Origin of the sequence: Heliomarina baculiformis (assembly GCF_019966545.1) — a bacterium.
GTDB classification, from domain to species: domain Bacteria; phylum Pseudomonadota; class Alphaproteobacteria; order Rhodobacterales; family Rhodobacteraceae; genus Heliomarina; species Heliomarina baculiformis.
In genome coordinates this window covers 25,255-45,448 of record NZ_JAIMIC010000018.1, presented here as the reverse complement: position 1 = coordinate 45,448, position 20,194 = coordinate 25,255, and the positions used below count along the sequence as shown (strand labels likewise).

At 58.2% G+C, this 20,194-nt stretch carries 21 protein-coding genes, 1 pseudogene and 1 riboswitch; of the genes and pseudogenes, 12 read left to right on the top strand and 10 right to left on the bottom strand.

Features of this window, described 5'->3' with window-relative positions; translation table 11 throughout:
* Nucleotides 1–8 precede the first annotated feature (8 nt).
* Complete coding sequence (locus MF268_RS23675) at nucleotides 9–971, bottom strand: TAXI family TRAP transporter solute-binding subunit (protein ID WP_238373191.1); 963 nt, start codon at nucleotides 969–971, stop codon at nucleotides 9–11.
* A 92-nt stretch (nucleotides 972–1,063) separates the two neighbouring features.
* On the opposite strand from MF268_RS23675, the gene MF268_RS23670 reads away from it, so the two are divergent.
* The gene (locus MF268_RS23670) at nucleotides 1,064–1,969 is read left to right on the top strand and encodes a LysR family transcriptional regulator (RefSeq protein ID WP_238373190.1); all 906 of its coding nucleotides are present in this window, start codon (nucleotides 1,064–1,066) and stop codon (nucleotides 1,967–1,969) included.
* Nucleotides 1,970–2,356: 387 nt separating this feature from the next.
* Here MF268_RS23670 and MF268_RS23665 read toward each other — a convergent pair whose 3' ends face one another.
* Together MF268_RS23665 and MF268_RS23660 are read right to left on the bottom strand one after the other, a co-directional pair.
* Nucleotides 2,357–2,971 (bottom strand): OmpW/AlkL family protein, encoded by a 615-nt coding sequence (locus MF268_RS23665; protein WP_238373189.1) that lies wholly within the window; start codon nucleotides 2,969–2,971, stop codon nucleotides 2,357–2,359.
* An 801-nt stretch (nucleotides 2,972–3,772) separates the two neighbouring features.
* Nucleotides 3,773–4,570, bottom strand: coding sequence for a helix-turn-helix transcriptional regulator (locus MF268_RS23660; protein WP_238373188.1), 798 nt, complete (start codon nucleotides 4,568–4,570; stop codon nucleotides 3,773–3,775).
* Nucleotides 4,571–4,717: 147 nt separating this feature from the next.
* On the opposite strand from MF268_RS23660, the gene MF268_RS23655 reads away from it, so the two are divergent.
* From MF268_RS23655 to MF268_RS23630, 6 genes are all read left to right on the top strand, one after another.
* Complete coding sequence (locus MF268_RS23655) at nucleotides 4,718–5,848, top strand: ABC transporter ATP-binding protein (RefSeq protein WP_238373199.1); 1,131 nt, start codon at nucleotides 4,718–4,720, stop codon at nucleotides 5,846–5,848.
* Between the two features lie 31 nt (nucleotides 5,849–5,879).
* Nucleotides 5,880–7,034 (top strand): ABC transporter substrate-binding protein, encoded by a 1,155-nt coding sequence (locus tag MF268_RS23650; protein ID WP_238373187.1) that lies wholly within the window; start codon nucleotides 5,880–5,882, stop codon nucleotides 7,032–7,034.
* 40 nt (nucleotides 7,035–7,074) lie between these two features.
* Complete coding sequence (locus MF268_RS23645) at nucleotides 7,075–7,932, top strand: ABC transporter permease (protein ID WP_420485460.1); 858 nt, start codon at nucleotides 7,075–7,077, stop codon at nucleotides 7,930–7,932.
* A 7-nt stretch (nucleotides 7,933–7,939) separates the two neighbouring features.
* Nucleotides 7,940–8,746, top strand: coding sequence for an ABC transporter permease (locus MF268_RS23640; RefSeq protein ID WP_238373185.1), 807 nt, complete (start codon nucleotides 7,940–7,942; stop codon nucleotides 8,744–8,746).
* 19 nt (nucleotides 8,747–8,765) lie between these two features.
* Complete coding sequence (locus tag MF268_RS23635) at nucleotides 8,766–9,521, top strand: SDR family NAD(P)-dependent oxidoreductase (protein ID WP_238373184.1); 756 nt, start codon at nucleotides 8,766–8,768, stop codon at nucleotides 9,519–9,521.
* 1,233 nt (nucleotides 9,522–10,754) lie between these two features.
* Nucleotides 10,755–11,513 carry an N-acyl homoserine lactonase family protein gene (locus tag MF268_RS23630; protein ID WP_238373183.1) on the top strand — a complete coding sequence of 253 codons (759 nt, stop codon included), beginning with the start codon at nucleotides 10,755–10,757 and terminating at the stop codon, nucleotides 11,511–11,513.
* Here the strand turns inward: MF268_RS23630 and MF268_RS23625 are convergent.
* From MF268_RS23625 to MF268_RS23605, 7 genes are all read right to left on the bottom strand, one after another.
* Entirely contained in the window at nucleotides 11,510–12,247 is a 738-nt protein-coding gene (locus tag MF268_RS23625) for an SDR family NAD(P)-dependent oxidoreductase (RefSeq protein WP_238373182.1), read from the bottom strand. The two genes, MF268_RS23630 and MF268_RS23625, sit on opposite strands and share 4 nt — an antisense overlap.
* Nucleotides 12,248–12,650: 403 nt before the next feature.
* Nucleotides 12,651–13,187: a DUF3833 family protein gene (locus MF268_RS23620; protein ID WP_238373181.1), complete on the bottom strand. Its 537-nt coding sequence runs from the start codon at nucleotides 13,185–13,187 to the stop codon at nucleotides 12,651–12,653.
* Between the two features lie 288 nt (nucleotides 13,188–13,475).
* Nucleotides 13,476–13,958 carry a fasciclin domain-containing protein gene (locus MF268_RS23615; protein ID WP_238373180.1) on the bottom strand — a complete coding sequence of 161 codons (483 nt, stop codon included), beginning with the start codon at nucleotides 13,956–13,958 and terminating at the stop codon, nucleotides 13,476–13,478.
* 551 nt (nucleotides 13,959–14,509) lie between these two features.
* Entirely contained in the window at nucleotides 14,510–14,791 is a 282-nt protein-coding gene (locus tag MF268_RS25335) for a hypothetical protein (protein ID WP_337926833.1), read from the bottom strand.
* The gene (locus MF268_RS25330) at nucleotides 14,688–15,344 is read right to left on the bottom strand and encodes a tripartite tricarboxylate transporter permease (RefSeq protein WP_273545158.1); all 657 of its coding nucleotides are present in this window, start codon (nucleotides 15,342–15,344) and stop codon (nucleotides 14,688–14,690) included. The genes MF268_RS25335 and MF268_RS25330 overlap by 104 nt, the downstream gene beginning before the upstream one ends.
* The gene (locus tag MF268_RS25325; RefSeq protein ID WP_273545157.1) at nucleotides 15,328–16,020 is read right to left on the bottom strand and encodes a tripartite tricarboxylate transporter permease; all 693 of its coding nucleotides are present in this window, start codon (nucleotides 16,018–16,020) and stop codon (nucleotides 15,328–15,330) included. Before MF268_RS25325 ends, MF268_RS25330 begins: the two co-directional genes overlap by 17 nt.
* A 54-nt stretch (nucleotides 16,021–16,074) precedes the next feature.
* Nucleotides 16,075–16,395 carry a hypothetical protein gene (locus MF268_RS23605; RefSeq protein ID WP_238373179.1) on the bottom strand — a complete coding sequence of 107 codons (321 nt, stop codon included), beginning with the start codon at nucleotides 16,393–16,395 and terminating at the stop codon, nucleotides 16,075–16,077.
* A 15-nt stretch (nucleotides 16,396–16,410) separates the two neighbouring features.
* Here MF268_RS23605 and MF268_RS23600 point away from each other — a divergent pair, with 15 nt between their 5' ends.
* From MF268_RS23600 to thiS, 5 genes and pseudogenes are all read left to right on the top strand, one after another.
* Nucleotides 16,411–17,847, top strand: coding sequence for a sulfatase family protein (locus tag MF268_RS23600; protein WP_238373178.1), 1,437 nt, complete (start codon nucleotides 16,411–16,413; stop codon nucleotides 17,845–17,847).
* Between the two features lie 97 nt (nucleotides 17,848–17,944).
* Entirely contained in the window at nucleotides 17,945–18,040 is a 96-nt protein-coding gene (locus tag MF268_RS25515) for an FAD-linked oxidase C-terminal domain-containing protein (protein ID WP_420485459.1), read from the top strand.
* Nucleotides 18,041–18,479: 439 nt separating this feature from the next.
* Nucleotides 18,480–18,580: riboswitch (TPP riboswitch) on the top strand.
* Nucleotides 18,581–18,637: 57 nt separating this feature from the next.
* A complete protein-coding gene (locus MF268_RS23595) occupies nucleotides 18,638–19,054 on the top strand; it encodes a bifunctional hydroxymethylpyrimidine kinase/phosphomethylpyrimidine kinase (RefSeq protein ID WP_238373177.1) in 417 nt (138 codons plus the stop codon).
* Nucleotides 19,051–20,025 carry an FAD-dependent oxidoreductase gene (locus MF268_RS23590; RefSeq protein WP_238373176.1) on the top strand — a complete coding sequence of 325 codons (975 nt, stop codon included), beginning with the start codon at nucleotides 19,051–19,053 and terminating at the stop codon, nucleotides 20,023–20,025. The genes MF268_RS23595 and MF268_RS23590 overlap by 4 nt, the downstream gene beginning before the upstream one ends.
* Nucleotides 20,009–20,193 (top strand): annotated as a pseudogene (gene thiS, locus MF268_RS23585) (sulfur carrier protein ThiS). The gene MF268_RS23590 and the pseudogene thiS overlap by 17 nt, the downstream one beginning before the upstream one ends.
* Nucleotide 20,194 lies beyond the last annotated feature (1 nt).

The window sequence follows — 20,194 nt, the reverse complement described above, 5'->3', positions numbered from 1 at the left end:
GTCCGGCCTTACTCTGTGGACTTTAGCTTGGCGGGCAACTGGATGCCCTGCTCCTCAAACCAGCGCGCAGCACCGGGGTGCAGCGGGATCGTACCGAACTGCACGGTGATGTCGGCAAGGTTCGCACCCTGAAGGCTTGCCATCGCGTTGGCCTGCGCTTCCTTGTCCTCCATCACGGCCTTGACGATCTGATAGGCGGTTTCTTCTTCCATCGACGAAGGCGCGCCGACACCGACACCAAAACTCCACGTGGTATAGGCGGGGACGCCATCCGCTGCGCCTTCGGGAATATCGACAACAGAGATGTCCGGCATCTCGGCCTTCAGCTTGTCCGACTGCTCTGGCGTCAAACCTAGAATGGCTATTTCGGTCGAGGTGGCGATGTCCATGGTCGAGCCGTCAAGCTTGTTGCCCGATCCTGACTTTACATATCCCGCGACCCGATTGTCCTTAATCATGTCCACGACATCGGTTGTCGACCCGCGCACGTAATCCGCCGCAAGACCCAGCGTGTTGAAAACAGCTTCGGTTGTAGACTCCGTCGCCGATCCCTTGATACCCGGATTGAAACGAACGCCTGAGAGACCGGACAGGTCCGAAACACCCGCATCCGCGCGCATGACCACGTTCTGTGGCGCGCCGGTATAAACCCAGAGCAGCGTGAGATCCTGTTGTTTGCCTTCGAATTCATTGGTACCTGCGACAGCGTGCTGCGCAACGTTCGTGGTGACCAGCCCAAGGTCGACCTGTCCCCGCTCCATCCGCCGGATGTTGTCCATCGTGGCCCCGGTTTCAACTACCGAGGCGCGCAGACCTTCGGCGTTTTCGTTGATTAGCTGGCCCACGGCGACAAAATACCCGTAATGGCTTGACGAGGCCGATGTCGATCCGATCAACAGGTCGGTATTCTGCGCGGCCAAGGGGCTCGCAAGAAGTGTCGCGCCCCAAAGCGCGGTTACGAAGTGTTTCATGGTATCCTCCCATTTTGCACCGCATTGCGGGCGTGGTGAGAGTGCGCCAGATCATCTATTGTGAAAAGTGCGATATTGGTAATAATTGATGCATGAAACGCAATACTCCAACCCTCGCCGATTTTCAGGCAGCGCTGATCGTCAGTGAAACCGGTACATTCCGAGCCGCATCCGAGACCCTGGGCATGTCGGCCTCGGCGCTCTCGCGACAGATCGCAGCACTTGAGGCGCGGTTGGGGACGCGGCTTTTTGACCGCGATACGCGCAATGTTACGCCCACGACCTCTGGACTGGCCTTCGCCCGACTGGCCGAACGCATGATCAACACGTCAACGGATGTCATGGCGGAATTCGATGCGCATCTCTCCGCCAGCAACGGCCGCCTCACGATCGCTGGCCTGCCGTCGGTAACTGCCGGTCTTCTGCCCGATCTGCTGGCAAGCTTCACCGTTGCCCACCCAGACATTGACCTCCGCATCATCGACGCGCTTTCCGGTAGCGTGATGGAGGCGATCAAGACCGGGCGGGCCGACATCGGCTTCATGGCGGGCACCGTGTCGGCGCGGATGCGGCTGACCTTTCACCCACTGATGGACGATCCTTTTGTTGCAGTCGGTGCTCCGCAGGGGCCGCTGGCCGAGGACCGGGTTTACGAAATGGCAGAACTGATCGACATGCCGCTGATTGCGATGGAACCTGGCACGAGCGTCCGGGAACTACTGAGCGGCGCATGCCAGCGCCTCGAAAAGGAAATTTCTCCCCGGTTCGAAGTCGCCCATCTCGCGACGGCCGGAGCGCTTGTCGCGGTTAATCTCGGCATCACGTTGCTACCGACATTGACCCTGCCTGTCCTCCCGATGGAACGGCTGATCCGACGGACTATCGCAGATTTCGGAGCAAAACGGCGGATCGGAATAGTCCACCAGCCCGGCAGGTCGCTGTCCCCTACTGCGTCCGCCTTTCTTGCCCATGTAAGGCGACATGTCCCTAGCTTGTGACAAGCCTGACAGCGCCACGTCAACGGAATCCTGCACCCAAATTCCAGGACCGCATTTCCGCGTTAATTGCTCGCAGGAATACATCTAGACGCCCATAAGCTTTAGACATTTGATAATTCCAAGAAGTATTCGTTCAGACAGCCATTTTACTATCTGGCGCGAACGACCCTTCCCAGCGACCCTGACCAAGGTGAGGGTCGCGGGACCAAACCGACTTTACAATCATGAACGCGCGAAGCGCCTCACCCAAGATCAGAAAAACGGCAAAATAGCCAAGCCGGGATGCCGGTTTTGTCTCTGCAATATCGAATGATGCCGCCCTGAGGGCGGCACCAGTGAACATTGTGAGTGCCGGGTTGTGTCGCCCCGACAAACTCCGAAGCAGGATCAGAAACGATGCACGTAAGAGACACCAACAGAGACGGGATCGATTTCTGCCGTACCGATTGGAGCGCCGTTCAGGGTAGCGTCGGTTTCGATGTCCATATATCGCACATTCAAGCGCAGTGAGCCATGTTCAGAGATCTGCCAGTCCGCACCGATGGTGGCTGCAAGCCCAAAGCTGTCGTCCAGTTCAAGATCGCCAAGTGCCGTCGTCTCTTCAAAGAAAGTGGTATAATTCAAACCGACGCCGAAGAAGGGCGTGACCTTGCCGCGCGTCGGTACGTGGTAAACCAGCGAGACGGTGGGCGGCAGGTGTTTGGTAGAGCCGATCTCGGCGCCGCCGAGAGAAATGCTGTGCTCAAACGGTGTCGCGGCCAAAAGCTCGATACCGAGGTTATCGAGGATGAAATACTCACCGGTCAACGAAAGTTGAGTGTCATCACCCACGGTGGCTGCCGCACCTGCGAGCGATCCGTTGTCAGATTTCGGGTTCACGTTGATGATCCCGACGCCGAAGGTCCAGTCGCCTTGAGATTGCGCCAAGGCAGGCATTGCTAGAACCGTTGAGAGCGCGCCCAGTGCGAGCACGGAACCGAGGCTGTGGGACAAGTTTTTCATGGGGTCATTCCCTTCCTTCTTCATTCTGAAGAGAAGGTGTCACAAAAGCGCGGGGCAAGAACTGATCCAGATCAATTAACCATGCGCTTTCTATATGAAAGTAAACAATAAAATTTCATATCCGCTATGCAAATTACGCTGTGCTAAAATGGTAGATAACTTTGCCACATTCTTGCGTTGGGCTGATCCGTTTGCAACTCCGCCATCTTGAGAAAGACGAGACAGGTCCCGCAAAGAGAGATGTTCGACCACAAAATCCCTGACCGCTTGGCAGCGTTCTTGGCCGCGTCGACAGTTGAACTGAAGTCTAAATGCGTGAGTTGTTCGGCAGCGAGCCGCCACCCTGCAATTGACGCTGCCTTGAATCTCGGCCTGGCTACGTCAATGCCTCCGCGGTCATCAGGAAAGACCACTATGAAAGTAGTCAAGTCGCAGGACTGCGAGAGGTCCAAACCACTCCAACACGACCGTTCAGATAAAACGCGATAATTAAACGTGCTTGCGCTCTCGTCCCATTCAATCGTCGCCAGAAAACATCATCCTGGCACACAACACGAAGGAGCAGAATGTCTCGGCCGCAGGCAACTTTTTCCATTGCCCGTTTTGCGCGGGTCAAAGTCAATAGGTCACCCATACCTTGGAATAACGCTCGCGCAATCGGATGATGCCGGGTCGGCGGGACGAATTTCAAGGCAAAACCCTCGGCTCGAAATGGCATCATCGGTTCATCCCTCCTCAAGCCAACCGGCTCGGAAGCGTTGGAAAGACATGTATTCGATGGAAAAGTACCCGTCTCCGCGTTCAAAGATCTTCCAAAGAGGCAATAAAACTTGAGAAGAGCTCCCCCTGCGAACTGACGCCCAGTTTACCGTAGATGTTGCGTCGATGAATCCGCACAGTCCCCGAAGCAATTCCAAGGGCTTTGCCCGTCGCCTCTGCCGAATGGCCTTTGAGAACGTATTCCACAACCTCCGCCTCGCGGGGGGTCAGCACATTGCGCCCAAAGCGCTGAAAAGCATCGTCGATCAGTTGCGGCAGCCGCGGACCTGCGCTCGCAGCGGCTGAAAACTCTTTGAGAAGGCCCGCCCAGTGCCGTTTGGAGACAGCCTCCACGAAGGGAAAGATCGCTTGAAGATCCCGGAATTCCCGCGCGGAGAAGGCCTTGAGCTCGCGCATAACAGAGATCACCACGCTGACGCCCTCTCCTACGTCGACGATAAAGCCTATTTCTTCAGCAAGTCCGGTCTGAACATAGTAATTGCGGAAATATTCAGCTTGGTAAAAGCGGTCCGGTGCAAGGTCTTTCAATCGCACCAGCCGTGACCGCGTCGGCGCTTGGGAATGCAGATAGAAGGGATCCAAAAGATAGGGTCCCTCCTGGTAATCATCAACCATCACGCGGCGCTTTTGTGAAGGAAAATTATCAAATATATCAAGGGGTCGCAGATCCTTGTTATAGGCGAATATCACTGAGAACTCGAAGGGAACAGTTCTGCGGATCGCGTCGATAAGACTGGGACAGAAGGCTGGCGTCCCCAAGTCCGAAACAACCTTGGCGCTCACGGCAACCCAATCCTGAAGTTGTAATTTTTCGGCCATCTATGCTCTTTGTGGTATATACAACAAATGGCAATCTTTTTACCAATTTCACTAAGTACGGCATATGCTGCATAGCGCAACATAAAAGAGGTGGCCATGCTGGACGCGTTAGCTGCGACAGGAAAAACGATGCAACAGGACCAGCAGATGAGCAATTCGCCCGATAAAACCATCGCGTCCGATTCCGTCGCGGAATTCATCGGCACGACAAAGCGGTTCGGTAGCATCACGGCGGCGGATGGCCTCTCACTTCGAATCCGGCGGGGTGAATTTCTTTCTTTCCTTGGCCCGTCAGGCTGCGGCAAGACCACGGCGCTGCGGATGCTTGCGGGCTTCGAACGCCCCACCGAAGGCGACGTTTTGATCGACGGCTCGAATGTCTCGGGTTTGCCAGCCCACCGCCGCCCGGTGAACATGGTGTTCCAGCATTACGCGCTCTTTCCGCATATGAATGTCGCCCAGAATGTAGGCTACGGACTCCGCCAGCGCCGCCCCCGTATGCCAAAGGCGGAGATCGCGCAGAAAGTTGCGAAGGCGCTGGGGACCGTGCGCCTGTCGGATTTTTCAGATCGCCGCATTTGGGAGCTGTCGGGCGGTCAACAGCAGCGCGTCGCCCTTGCCCGGGCAATCGTTAACGAACCCAAGATCCTTCTGCTTGATGAACCCATGGCCGCGCTCGACGCGAAGCTGCGTGGCGAGATGCAGCGCGAACTGCTGGCCCTGCAACGTAGCCTCGGCATCACCTTCGTTCTGGTCACCCACGACCAGGAAGAGGCACTCGCCATGTCGGACCGCATCTGCATCATGGGCAACGGGCGGATTGCGCAGGTCGGCACGCCCGGAGATCTTTATGATCGTCCCCGCTCCCGCTATGTGGCCGATTTCGTCGGCAAGGCGAATATCCTCACTGCAGAGATTATTGAAACGCGCGACAAGTTGGTGACTGTGCGGCTGCGCTCTGGCGCACTCGTCGCAGTACAGCAAAACCCCGATGACAGCCGTGCACAGGCCGATATCGCCATCCGACCAGAGGCGCTTTCGCTCGCTGCGCCGGACGCACCTCTTCCGGTAGCCACCGCAACGCTGCCAGCCCGCGTCACCCATCGTACCTTTCTGGGCGATCACACCGAATACCTGCTGGAAGCCGATGACCTCGGCACCCTGCAGGTGAATGTCCCGCAACAAGCCGAAAGAGTCTCGGGCGGGCATGACGTGGGCGCACGCGTCCATGTTCTTTGGCCGGAGGGAACGGGTCTCGTTCTCGCCGCTGACGACTGAAGTTTTCACGGTTCAACAAGGGATTAAGACAATGAAAGACGATAACAAGCCGATTTCGCGAAAGGCCTTCATGCAAGAACTGCGCAGCTACCGGAATGGCTCTATCACGCGGCGGCATTTTATGGGCGTCACCGGTCTGGGCACCGCCATGGCAGTTATGGGCGGCACCATGCCCGCGTTCTTGCCGTCCCGCGCTCGGGCACAAGAAATAGGCGATCGCGTCGTCCTTGCCACTTGGCCAAACTATCACGATCCAGCCAATTTCGACAAGTTCGCCGAAATGACCGGGGCCTATTCGCAGGTCAATGTATTCGGGTCGAACGAGGAAATGCTGGCCAAGATTCAGGCCGGCGGCTCTGGTTGGGATGTCTTCGTGCCGACGAACTATGCGATCCCCACCTATGTGGATGCCGACCTGATCGAACCGCTGGATCTGTCCAAGATCCCCAACTACGATGCTGCGGCCTTTGATCCGCGCTTTGCCGAAGCCGGCACCATCAATGGCACCGTCTACGCCGTGCCCAAGAACTGGGGCACCACCGGTATCGCCTTCAACAGCGACAAGACCGGCGGTGTGGTCGATAGCTGGAAGACCTTCTTTGACGGCGCGCGTGACCAGTTCGACGGCCGCGTCATGGTGCATGACTATCAGCTCACCACCATCGGTAACGCGCTGGTCTACCACGGCTTCAGCTTCAATTCGGTCGATCCGGCCGAGCTTGCACAGGCAGAGAAGCTGCTGATCGACGTCAAGCCGCACCTCTACGCCATCTCCTCGGATTACCAGCCCGCCATGCGTAACGGCGATGCTTGGCTGACCATGTGCTGGACCGGCGACGGCAAGCAGATGCACACTGACATCCCGGAGATCGGCTTTGCGCTTGGCAAGGAAGGCGGAGAGATCTGGTCCGATTACTACGCTATTCCCAAGGACGCCCCCCACAAGGAGGCCGCCTATGCGCTTATCAACTTCCTGCTTGATCCGGAAGTGAACAAGGCAGAGGCGCTGGCACACGGCTACCCCGTTGCCGACAGCCGGACCAATGCAATGCTGCCCGAAGAGTTGCTGAACGATCCGATCCTCTACCCGGCAGCGGAAGAGCTGGATGCGCTGGAGTTTGGTGCTGCCGTCACCCTGACGGATCCCAACCGGGCCGAGCTGATGGCACGGTTTAAATCAGCCTGACGTCTAGCGCAGACAGGCGACAAGAAAGGAAGTAAGGACGATGGCCATGACCCCATCCAGGGCACGGGGGCTTCTGCTGACGCCCGCGGGACTGTGGTACGCCGCACTTTTGCTGCTGCCACTGGCCGTCGTCCTGATCTTTTCTTTCGGAGAGCGCAGCCCTATCGGCGGCTACGCTCCCGGCTTTACCTTTGCTCAATACGCCAACTTGCCCGCCCGGTTCGCCGCCTTCCGAAACACACTGACACTGGCCCCTATAGGAACCCTTGCCGCGCTGCTGATCGCCTATCCGCTAGCCTACTTCCTTGCCGTGAAGGTGACCCCAAAGTGGAAGACTCTGCTGCTGGTATTGGTGATCGTGCCTTTCTGGACCTCGATCCTGATCCGTTCCTACGCCTGGATCTTCCTGCTTGGCGGCAAAGGTATCCCGGCCCTCCTTGCCCATCTCGGCTTAGAGGATATCCGGCTGCTCAACACCCCATTCGCCGTCTTGGTCGGCATCGTCTACGGCTATCTGCCGCTGATGGTCTTCCCGATCTATGTGGCGCTGGAGAAACTGGACAAGCGCCTGCTGGAAGCCTCTGCCGACTTGGGTACGCCGCCATGGCGCAGCTTCCTGCAGATTACACTGCCACTGTCCATGCCCGGCGTTCTGACAGGCTGCATGTTGGTTTTTATCCTGCTGATGGGGGAATTCCTAATCCCGGCAATCTTGGGCGGCGGCAAAGTCTTCTTCGTCGGCAACGCGCTGGTCGACCTGTTTCTGCAATCGCGCAACTGGGCGTTCGGCTCTGCCGTTGCGGTGGCACTGGTGGTGGTCATGCTGGTGGTTGTGGCGCTCTATTCGCGCGCGGTGAAACGATTTGGCGCCACCCGCGACGACACTGGCCTGATGTGAGGGTGACATGAGACTCTATGCCTTGGCGGTCTACGCCTTCCTGTACCTTCCCATTTGCATCATCGCCCTGTTCTCCTTTTCAGAGGGACGATCTGCCGCCTCCATGCAGGGTTTCACTTTCGACTGGTACCTGCGCGCCCTTAAAAATCCTTTCGTGATGGAGGCGCTCTGGACTTCCGTGCGCGTTGCCTTTCTGTCCGCCTTCATGGCGACGGTGGTTGGCACCATGGCAGCCCTCGCGCTGACGGGAATGCACGGTCGGGTGCGCAAAATGTTCGACTTACTTGTACAGATCGCCGTTATGATCCCCGGCATTGTTATCGGTATCGCGACCCTGATCGCGCTTGTTACGGTCTTCGACCTCGTGAATCCTTGGTTTGAACCGGCCACAGGCTGGAAACTGTCGCTTGGCACCGGCTCACTGATCGGGGCGCATGGGATGTTCACCATGTCTCTGGTCGTGTTGCTGGTGCGCGGCCGGATGGAGACGCTTGATCACGCCTTGATCGAGGCATCCAGCGATCTTGGCGCCACGCCCTTCGGCACCTTCCGCCAGGTGACGCTGCCCCAGATTCTGCCGGCGGTTCTGGCAGGCTTCCTGCTGGCCTTCACCTTCAGCTTTGATGATTTCATCATTGCCTTCTTTGTCGCCGGGGCCGAAACCACCCTGCCGATCTACGTCTTTTCCTCCATCCGCCGCGGCGTAACTCCGGAGATCAACGCGATCGGCACCATGGTGATGGTCGCCTCGCTCACCATCCTCATCTTTGCGCAGGTTCTCCTGCGCCGGACCCAGGCGCAACCGCGCCGCTAAGTACTTGCAGGAGTCCCCCATGCTGAAGAACCGAGTCGCCCTGGTCACGGCCGCCGGATCCGGGATCGGCCGCGCCGGTGCGCTGACCATGGCGCGCGAAGGTGCTAACGTTATCGTCACCGACCTGCACGTCGGCCTGGCCGAGGAAACCGCCGAACAGATCCGCGCCGCAGGAGGCCAGGCGATAGGGCTGGCGCTCGATATGCGCGACGATGCGGCAGTCGAAGGAATGATCAACCGCATCGCCCGGGACCAGAGACGCCTTGACATTCTCCACTCTCATGCCGGCATTCAGATTGAAGGCACGGCCGAGGACGTCTCTCCACAGCAGATGGATGACGCTTGGGCACTGAACGTGCGCGCCCATTTCGTCGCCGCCCGCGCCACCATCCCGGTGATGCGGGCGCAAGGCGGCGGATCGGTGATCGTCACCGCCTCCAATTCCGGTTGCCAGTATGATCGCGGCATGGTCTCCTACGCCACGACGAAACACGCGGCCGTCGCCATGGTAAAACAGATGGCTGCCGACTACGCGCGTGAAAACATTCGCTTCAACGCGCTCTGCCCCGGCTTCGTTGACACACCCTTTAACGCTGGCTTCGAAACCCAAATGGGCGGGCGGGCAAAACTGGAAAGCTACATCGCTGACTCGATCCCGATGGGCCGCTGGGCCTCGGTCGAGGAAATCGCCGAAGGTATCCTGTACCTCGCCTCGGACCGCTCGGCCTTTGTCACCGGGCTAGCCCTCGTCATTGACGGTGGAGAAGTGCTTTAGGTTTGAGAGCAGTATGCGCGACCCCCTTACGACACACGATTTGATGTCGTGGCAGCACGCAAAAGCCAAGCGACGATGTTACCCGAGCGAGGTAAGAGCGACTCCATAGGTTTCGACTAGACCGAAGCAGAAGCCGGCAAAGCACCGGCCCCATATTGCCAAGTCCGTCCATGATGATCGCCACAAAGGCTAGGTTGATGTAAGGAACCCCCATGAACGGCGTAATCTGTTCGGTGGCACTGACGAGCCAACCTGCTGCCGCCGCGGCAGATCGTCAGGAACTACACCAGGTCAAGGTCCACGCCTACGACCTGTACGCCCTCGCGGCGCTGGATCAACGCGCGCAAGCCCAGCTCAACAGGTGGCACCGCAGAAAGAGTAGGATGCCAAAACAAATGGCGGCGGCAATGCCCAGTCAAAGTAGGCGGGTGCTAGTCATGCAAACACTCTGCCAAGTGATGACCGTACAGGACCACCGAGATGCCGCAGAACAGGATCAAAGAATTCCTTTTCGACCTATTTCGCAAGCTCGTGCTTAGCTAGCATCCGGCGAAAGAATTCCGCATAAACCGCCCATACCAAAAGAGCGCAGAATCTCGCGGAAAGACGATGAATGAAGGGCGGGATGGCGAATATGGAGATCATTCAGAAGGCCGTGTACGACCCGATCATTATCAGATCGCCATGAGCGATGTTGAGCAATCGCAGCGTTCCCTAGATCTAGTTCAGCCCGAGCGCGTCAAGCGCGTAGAGCCATCCTGGGACGAGCGAGGCAAATAGTATTTGCACTGAATGTAACGTATCCACGACGGTCCTTTTCTCGTTGCTCTGCTCCGAGGGCATGGCGCGCGACCAAGTTTGCGCGGGATTGATGGCTATAAGAGGATCCCCCACCGGGGACAGGATCCCCGGTTGATTAGCCCTGTTTCGGGGCGAAGTCTCCACTCTTCAACGCTTCGGGCCAGACTAGATTGATCTTCCCATCCTGAAACCAAATAATTCCCGTCCGCGTCCCCGCGTTCCGCGCACCGCCAAAACTCGCTTCTCGGTTGATCGTGTCGAGGTGTCAAGTTCGTCTCAAATATCGCTCAGTCGCGGGCCTTCGGAGAGCGACAAGCCGACAAAAGTCTTCTGGATCCTTGACAGCAGACGCCGGACGATAGTTGTAAAGCTTGTGAATTTCGCCTTTCACGGTCACCTTGTTCCTGTTGAGCAACTAAGGAACAAAGCTCCATGGACGATTTGAAACTGCTCCGGGGAAAGCCTGCACGGCTATACGTGCTCGACTTCGGCCTGTTCCGTGTTCATTCCGGGCCCCGCGACATTGGCATATGCGGCTTCCTGATCACCACCGATCTTGGTGAGCATATCCTGGTCGACAGCGGTTTCCCCGCCAAATATGCCACGAATGCGACCCGCGCGACCGCCGAAGATGGGCTCGGCGATTTTGGTCAGGTCTTGTCCTTGTCGCACGACAACCGGCCAGAGGCGCAACTGGCAAAGGCCGACTTGCAACCGGATCAAATCGATCTGTTTATTCTGACCCACACGCACATAGACCACCTCGGCGGGATTTTCGATTTCCTTCAGGCCCCCCTGCTTGTTTCAGAGCGCGAGCGCGCATTGCCAAAGCCGCTTTATTGGACGGGAAGCCAGCCCTGGGATTGGCCTGACCGAGACTACATCACCCTGTCTAACGACACCCGCATTGGCCCCAGTTTCGAGGTCCTGCAGGCACCAGGTCATGCGCCCGGACAGATTGCGATGGTGATTGAATTGCCCAACACCGGATGCGTGATGCTGACAAGTGACGCAATATCCCGCCGCTCGGAGATCGATGAGCGGTTCAACACCGCGCCCGATCCGGAAACCGCGCTCGAAAATGCGCACAGGCTGATGAAGCTGGCCGAAGAGCGTAATGCCTTCGTCATTTTCGGACATGAGCCCGAGCAATGGCCAAAGCTTCGAAAGTCACCTGAATTCTATGACTAGCGCACATCGCGCCCCTGATTGAGGATAATGACGTTCCCGCTCGACACATCTCCGGCGGGTGAAATCAGGAAACTGACCCAAGCCGCCACCTCCGCAGGCTGCATTGGTCTTCCATGCGGCATCTGTGCGACGGCCTTGGCCAGCACATCCTCACTCAGGACGTCGAAAAGAGGCGTTTCGGTCATCGCAGGCGCAATGGAATTTACAGAGATCCTGTCGCGGGCATAGCGGCGGGCAAGGTCTTTTGTCAGGGTATCGACCGCTGCCTTCGAGGCGCGGTAATGAGGCGGGTCAAAGACGTCAAAATTGTAGGCCCCATTGGAGGAGATGTTGACGACCTTCTTAACGCCATCTCTCTCCAACATCCGCGGGATAACTTCTTGGCAACAATGGAAAGCAGAGGAGAAGTTCAGCTTCATCTGCCGCTCCAACTCGTCCTCAGGGATGTTCGGGAACTCGGACATAAAGCAAGTACCTGCGTTGTTGACAAGCGCGTCAATACCGCCGAATTCATCCGCTATATGAACAAAGGCGTCTGAAATTTTAATGGTATCCAGCAAGTCGCAATGGCAAGGGAGAAATGCCTGACCATGATGTGAACTCAAGCTTTCAAGACCCGCGGCATCGACGTCGAGACCTGCTACCTTCAAACCATCCGCGATCAGGCGATCAACGATCGCACGTCCCAGACCTCCAGCGGCACCAGTTACCACGGCCACTTTCATTTCCGTCATTAGTTTTCTCCCCCGCAGCACGACCATTGGCGCCACGCCACGCTAAGTCCAACAGTATACCTGCATTGAGTTCCCGGTGAGGACAAGCAACCTTCAGTGAAATGCGCGTATCGTGTTCCGCCGACGTGCGAAAAACTGCTGACTTCTCGGCGGCGTTTCACAATTCGAAGAAAAAACAAGTGGCGGATCAGAACAACATGCTGCCGGAAAGAGAAATGGTCGCAACGCCATTTGCCTGCCTTGGCATTTAGAGCGCACCGCTCCCTCAACGCGGTCCTGTATACCAAGAGGCTCAATGATGAATGGCAAACGTGAAGATGTTTTGCAGATTCAATCTGGCCGAAACTGCCCCTGGCTGCACGGTCGCCGGCAAAGCAAAGAGATTGCGGCCTCGCCAAAAACGCTATTGGATCACAAAGCGGACGGCCGCGACAGGAATGCCCGCACGGCTGACGATGCCTTCATTGACCAATGTTCCGTCCGGCATCTGGTAGATGAGGTCCGAAAAGCCAAGCCGCGTTGTATCGTTGAGCGATTTGAAATCGGCCGTGTAGGTAAGTCGGATCTGGCCATCCTCCTCGATCACCTTCGCCTCGCCCACGGTATCTTCCCTCTTGCCAGACCATCGCCCGGGCCCGTTCTCCCGAAAGACCCAGGTCAGCCGGTCCTCTTGACCGTCGTCGTACACGAAATCCTCTACCACCGTCAGCTCGCGTTGCCCTGCTGCTTCGGTAACGCTGCCATTCAGTTCTGCAATAAACCGACGTTCGTCGCCGGAAAGCCATACGCGAAATTGGCCCGTACCAGTTCGTCGACCTTGAAATGCGGAAACAAGTGTGACGGGTCGTGTCGGAACAGTGGGCGCGGTTGGGCTGGAAGCACACGCCGAAAGACCCATTGAGAAGCCGCCCATAATGAAAAGACGTCTAGTGGTCAGCATTGCAAACTCCTGCTCGTGTATTTTCCGCTAAAAAGCTGATCGCCCGATGGCCTTTTGCGATTCCATCTCAGGTTCATGCACTAAAGCGACTCGAAATCGTTCTATTCACCGGAATGACACGCTTTGTTCATTTTCTAACGCTCTAAATATTGCCGGGCCCCATGCGTAAAGAACTTCCCTGTGAGTAACAGATTCATCAATGCCTCGAATATCTGCATTCTGATCGAAATCTTGTTCAGCGCATCAAACCGGACCCGGCATTTTTCATACCGGGTCCGAAGCGTTTAGTTATTCGGGAAGAATGACGGTATCCACTACATGAATGACACCGTTCGACGCTTCAATGTCGGCTGACGTAACCGTTGCATCGTTGATCTTAACGCCATCGCTCAGATCGACGGTCAGATCGCCGCCTTGCACAGTGGTCGCCGTCATTCCATCGCTTAGATCCGTGGACATGACTTTACCCGGTACGACATGGTAGGTCAGAATGGAAACGAGCTGGTCCTTGTTTTCGGGCTCCAGCAGCCCTTCAACCGTCCCTTCGGGAAGAGCGGCAAACGCTTCGTCGGTGGGCGCAAACACCGTATAGGGACCCGGTCCCTTTAGCGTCTCGACCAATCCGGCAGCCTGAACGGCGGCGACAAGCGTTTCAAAAGAACCGGCCTCGACAGCGGTGTCTACGATATCCTTGGAATGAGCATCTGCGAAGGCGGATGTTGTCGTGAACGCTACAGCCGCGCCAAAGCTCAGAAAAGTGCGACGAAACATGAAAGTCTCCTATCAGCTTGTTAATGCCTTGAGTGACATCGGAAACGATACGGAGAGACCTCACATGCTGGATCATTCTCAAATTTCCTTGAAACGTGTTGCCGATATCGCACTTCGCGCTAAGCCAGATGTCCGTTCACTTTCAAATCACGATGAGTTTTGGTGCGGGGGTCGGTTTCATAGCAATCCGACGCAGCGGGGAAGCATTTAAAGGCCGGGACCGTGTTTATGGCTCTCGAGCCCGAGGAACTTCAAATTCTTGAAATTCAGGATTTAAATAAAGCCGACTATTGAAACAAAAACAAAAGCCACCGCCTCGTCAAAACAGAGGTTCCTTAAAAAGGATATTCGGGCCAGCACTCGGTCACTCAGATTTCAGCCTGCTGAGGTTCTAAGCTCCCGTGCGGAGAATTATCCTTAGCGTCTTCGCCACAGAGGGCATGATGAGCAACTCAATGTTGAAATTAAGTTTCACTGAGCCCCCACAAGGAACTGCACCTTTATAAAGAATGCTTGGTCTGCAATCGGCGAATTAAATGAATGCCACGCGGCTACTTGCGGCTCAGGAACATCACGGACGCCACCGCAGCGATCATGAACAGGATCGAGGTTGCGCTACTGAACAGAAACCAAGGGTCACCGCCGGTGGCCGCGAAAGCTTCGCGCGCTGTCTGTTCCAATGGCCGTGCCAGGATGCAGGCAATGACGAATGGGAGCACCTGGATGTCGCTACGGCGGAAAAGGTAGCCGAGGATGCCGAAACCGAAGGTGATCCACAGGGCGAACATGTTCGCCTCCTGCACGTAGATCGCCGTAAGGGTCAGTAGCAGCACGACCGGCAAAAGGATCTGCCCCGGGACCTGAGCAAGAATGCCCATGGAGCGCATAAACTTGCCACCTATTGTCCATGCCGATGGACATCAGGGTGAAGATCCCGAAGGCAGTTACGAGTTCCGGGTTGATACCGGGGGCGGTGAACTTGAACACGGCAGGTCCGGGGTTGAAGCCACCGATGCTGTCCGCCGCGAGGATGAGGAATACGGCCGCCGCGTTGCAGGGAATGCCAAACGACAGGACCGGGATAAGGTTGGCACCGGAAACGGCCGAGTTCGCCGCCTCGATCGCGGCGATGCCCTCGGGCGTACCTTGACCAAAATGCGGATCGCCCTTTTTACGCGCCTTCTCGTACCGTTTGTTGCCAAGGGTGTAACTGAGCGTCGCCGCGAGGGTCGAACCGACGTCGGGCAGCGCACCGATTATGGTTCCGATGATCGCGCCCCGCCCCAGATGCGGTGCGATACGACGTATGTCGCCCGTCTGCAGGCCATCCGTGACGCCTCGGGCGCTGGCAGTCTCGGCTTTCTCGGTTTCACCTCCTGTCGACATGAGGTATTCCAATACCCTTGAAGACCTCGCCAAGGATCAACACCCCCAGAATGGCCGAGACCAACGGAAACCCGTCGGCAAGCGCCTGGACGCCGACGGTGAGCCTTGGGGTGAGCGCCTGGCCACTGCCCACGAACGCCGCGACCAGACCGAGGGCGACCGCCAGTAGACCCTTGCCTACGGAAGCACCCATTACCGCGGCGACAAACGAGATCGAGAGGATCAGAAGCGCGGTTTTTTCCCGCAGGTCGAGATATGCTTCGACCACCACCGCCAGGAAAGGCGCGCAGATGAACAGGACCATGTCCGAAAAAGTGTCGCCAGTAACCGAGGAGAATTGCGCGATCCTAAGCGCGCGTTTGGGCTGACCGTTTTTTGCCATCGGGTGGCCGTCCAGCGTTGTCATCAACGCATCCGGCGAGCTCGGCATGTTGAACAGGATGGCAGGAACGGCGCCCCCTACCGTCGCCCCCTTCATGATACCGATCAGGAAACCAAATACCGGCAGCAGCGCGTCGGGGGTGAAGCCGAAAACCGAGATCAGGATGGGCAGCGAGATTGCCATGGCCATTGGGCCAGCAAGCCCGGGTGTCGCGCCGACCGCGATCCCTGTCAGCAGGCCCGCGAGAACCATCACGGGTGCGGCGGGTATGCCGAAGCCGAAGGTCGAAAACAATTCAGGCCCTTGGAAAATAGCCAGAACCGAGCCAGATGTAGTTCAGAACGTTGGTCATACGTCACCGTTCGGCGGCAGAAGCAGATCGGGGAAAGGCAGGTCGAAGATTGCAATCAGACCGAAAACCGTCAGTAGCCCGATGAGAACGGCGTGCCAGCTAAACCGGTGCTCCATCGCGCAGATCAGGATACTTACCATGCTGGTTCCGCCGATCACAAAGCCCGCGTACTTCCATGGCACCGTGTCACGCAGATCCCTGTAAATCGCTTCGATAAGACCCAGCGCGCGACCGAGCCCGACAATCAGCGGCCCCGACCACCTCATGAAAACGACGGCCAGCAGGAACACACCGGTAAACACCAAGATGAACCGCAAGTTGGCCGCCGTGAGGTGCGAGGCGAGCTTTACGCCTCGCTTGTCGAAAATGATCAGGAGGCCTGCCAGTGCCGCAACTGCAAGGGCAGCCATCCGCTGGTCAAGACACCCAACCTCGACAAGCTCGCGGCGCGTGGCATCCGATTCACCAATGTTTACACGCCGTCGCCAATCTGTGTTCCGGCGCGCGCCGCGTTCGCGTCGGGCCGCTACGTCCACGATACGCGGCTTTGGGACAATGCAACGCCCTATACCGGCGTGCCGCGCGGCTGGGGCCATGCGCTGCAGGACAAGGGCATTCGTGTCGAGTCCATCGGCAAGCTGCACTACCGCGACGCGGAAGATCCGGCAGGTTTCGACGTCGAACACATCCCTATGCAGGTTGCCGGCGGCCATGGCATGGTCTGGGGCTCGATCCGCCGTGAGGACGAGCGGGTGCGCAAGGACGGTAGGATGCTCGGACCCTACATAGCACCGGGTGAAAGCAACTACACTCGCTACGAAATTGCTGTCGTCTCACGCGCGACTGATTGGTTTGCCGATGCTGCAAAGCGACCTGAAGACCCTTGGTGCCTCTATGTGGGTCTGGTGGCACCGCACTTTCCCCTGATCGTGCCGCAGGAGTATCTGGACCTTTATCCTCTCGACAGCCTACCCCCGTTCAAGATGCACACACTTTACGGGTTCGAGAACCATCCATGGGTCACCAAGCAGAATTTTGCTCTGACCGGCGACGAGGGGTTCAAGGATGCCGACGAGCGGCGCCTCGCTGCCGCCTGCTATTTTGCGCTCTGTACCTTTCTCGATGATAACATCGGCAAGCTGGTCGCGGCGCTGGAAGAGAACGGGCAGCTCGACGAAACCACCATTATCTACACCTCGGATCATGGCGACAACGTTTGCGCACGGGGGCTATGGGGCAAATCGAACATGTATGAGGAATCGGTGGCCGTGCCACTGATGGTTGCCGAGCTGGGCGCATCCGCGTCGAACTGCGCGACTCCGGTTAGCCTGCTCGATGTATCGCAGACCATTATCGACCATTTCAGCGCCACGCTAGAGGGCGAACGGCCCGGCCGGTCGCACTATGAGATCAGCGCCGCCCCGGAAGAGCCCGCCCGGGTGATCTTCAGCGAGTACCATGCCGTCGGCGCCGTATCCGCAGCCTACATGGTTCGCAAGGGCGACTGGAAGCTGATCCATTATCACAACTTCCGACCCGAGCTATTCAATCTGGCAGAAGATCCGGAGGAAGCTATCAACCGAGCCGATGACCCCGTCTGCGCCCAGGTGCTGGCTGAGATGGAAAGGGAACTTCGCAACATCTGTGATCCGGCGGAGATGAACGATCTCGCCTTTGCCGATCAGGACGCAATGATCGAGAGATATGGCTGGCGCGAGGTCGCGATGAACATGGGCGCGCCGGCAGCAACCCCGCCGCCGGAAACGTAACACCTGGCCCGAGGACAGGCCCATGCGGCCCAAGCCAACTGTCGCGCTGACCGAACTGCAACCGCTCTTCGGGGATCGGCGTAGTTAAAAAAATTACATGCAAGCGAGACATGGCAGGGCTTATGAGCTGATGCGGCGCCTCAAGGAGGCGGTCGACCCGCAGAACCTCATGAACCCCGGTAAGATCGTGTGATTTGACATGACGCTTCATTTTCTCCATCGCCGTTGCGATTGTTGCTGGTGCCTCAAACGAAAGTAGGAACGCCTACCTGGTAGCGTCATGTCTGGTCGGGTTATTTCCGTATTGAACGGTTCGCGCGGGACGCAATCCATTGATCGTCTAGGCGTTCAGCCGTTACCGACCGGATATTCGCCACGCGAGATCGGAACGGCAGGCATGGGCCGGTAGCACCATAGGCGAAGAGAGGGTGGAAATCGGAACTTCGCTGCGGCGCGCACCGGGGCCAGCGATCAAGAGAAACTGCCGTCGTTGCACGCTCAATAGGATCTCTTCGGGGGACGAAGCACACGGGATAGATGAATTCAACACTGTCTCGAACACGCTTCCCGAGGGAGCCATGCTTTCTGAATTCAGGTCACTTGAAGATAGGTCCGCAGGCTGCTACGCTTTTCTAAATCCGTTGGGGTGCCCTGTCTGGGGCTGAGAGGCGATAGCCAACCCATCGAACCTGATCCGGACAATACCGGCGTAGGGAACGGAGCATGATCTGACGAGTCGCTTGACGGCCGTCTTTTCTACCTCCGCCTGTCGCCGGTGGAGGTAGCGATAATGACGAATTCATTCGTATCGACCATTTCGTGCTCCGACAGTCGCGGTGGCGCGGGCATTCAAGCCGAACTCAATACTTCCTCTGCCCTCGGCGTCGACGGCCCGAGCGCGAGCACGCCGGACTCCGCGCAGAACACCCGAGGCGTCTTCGCGGTGGAGGCCGTCACGTCCGCCGTCGTATCCGCGCGGATCCCTGCGATGTTGGATGACATCCATCTGAGGTCGATTAAAATTGGTATGTTGTTCTCGCCCGAGATCGCCGAGGGGATCGCCGAACAAGTGGGGAACGGCGCCGGGGTGGAGGCGGCGGTGCGGCGTGCAAGGCCCTGGCTTCATGACGAGATTCGTGCGGCAGACGAACTTTACATCGGCGACGATCGCATCCCTGTACATCATTTCCGAGAGGTCAGGACATGAAGGCGCGCGTCCTCGGCGCCGGTGTCGCCGGTCTCTGCGTGGCGGCAGAGCTTGTCGCCCGGGGCGGCGAAGTTACAGTCTTCGATCCCGCGCCCCGGCCGGGGCCACACGGCTGCTCGTGGTGGGCGGGTGGCATGCTGGCCCCTGTGTGCGAGAGTGAAACGGCGGAGGAGCCTGTGCTCCGGCTCGGCCGTGAGGCCGCCGACTGGTGGGATCGGCAGGGGGTGACGGTCGAGCGGCGCGGCACAACCGTGGTGGCATTAGGACGCGACCGCCGGGAACTCGATCGTTTCGCGCGAAGGACGCGGGGGCACGACTGGCTCGACGCAGATGGCCTCGCCGCGCTGGAGCCCGACCTTGCCGGGCGCTTCGACCGCGCGCTACACGTCCCCTCCGAAGCGCATCTCGATCCCCGCGCGGCCCTTTTACATCTGCGAGACCGTCTGGAACGGGACGGCGCGACCTTCATCGGCGAACCGGGCCACCCCGAAGGTCTGACCTTCGATTGTCGCGGACTGGCCGCGCGCGACGTGCTGCTGGATCTGCGCGGCGTGAAGGGCGAGATGGCCGTGCTGCGCAGCGCGGACATACACCTATCGCGCCCCATCCGGCTGCTTCACCCGCGCAATCCGCTTTATATCGTGCCGCGCGCGGACGGGCTGTTCATGCTCGGTGCGACCCAGATCGAAAGCGACGACCGGCGGCGCAGCGTCCGTTCGGTTCTCGAACTGCTGTCGGCCGCCTATGCCCTACACCCCGCCTTCGGCGAAGCCGAGCTGGTAGAGATCGGCGCCGATGTCCGCCCCGCCTTTCCCGACAACCTGCCCCGCGTCATCCGGCGGGACGGCACTTTTTACGTCAACGGCCTCTTCCGCCACGGTTTTCTGCTCGCTCCCGCACTGGCGCGGATGGCGGCGGAGGCGGCACTCGACGGCACAACACCGGAGTTCTGTCATGAAGATCACTCTTAACGGTACCTCGACCGAGGTGCAGGCCGAGTTCTCGGCGAACTGGGCTACGGCGACGCCAAGGTCGCCACCGCCGTCAACGAAAGCTTCGTTCCGGCCACCATGCGCGAGCAAGCGACGCTTGAACCCGGCGACCGGGTCGAGGTCGTCGCGCCAAGGCAGGGAGGCTGAG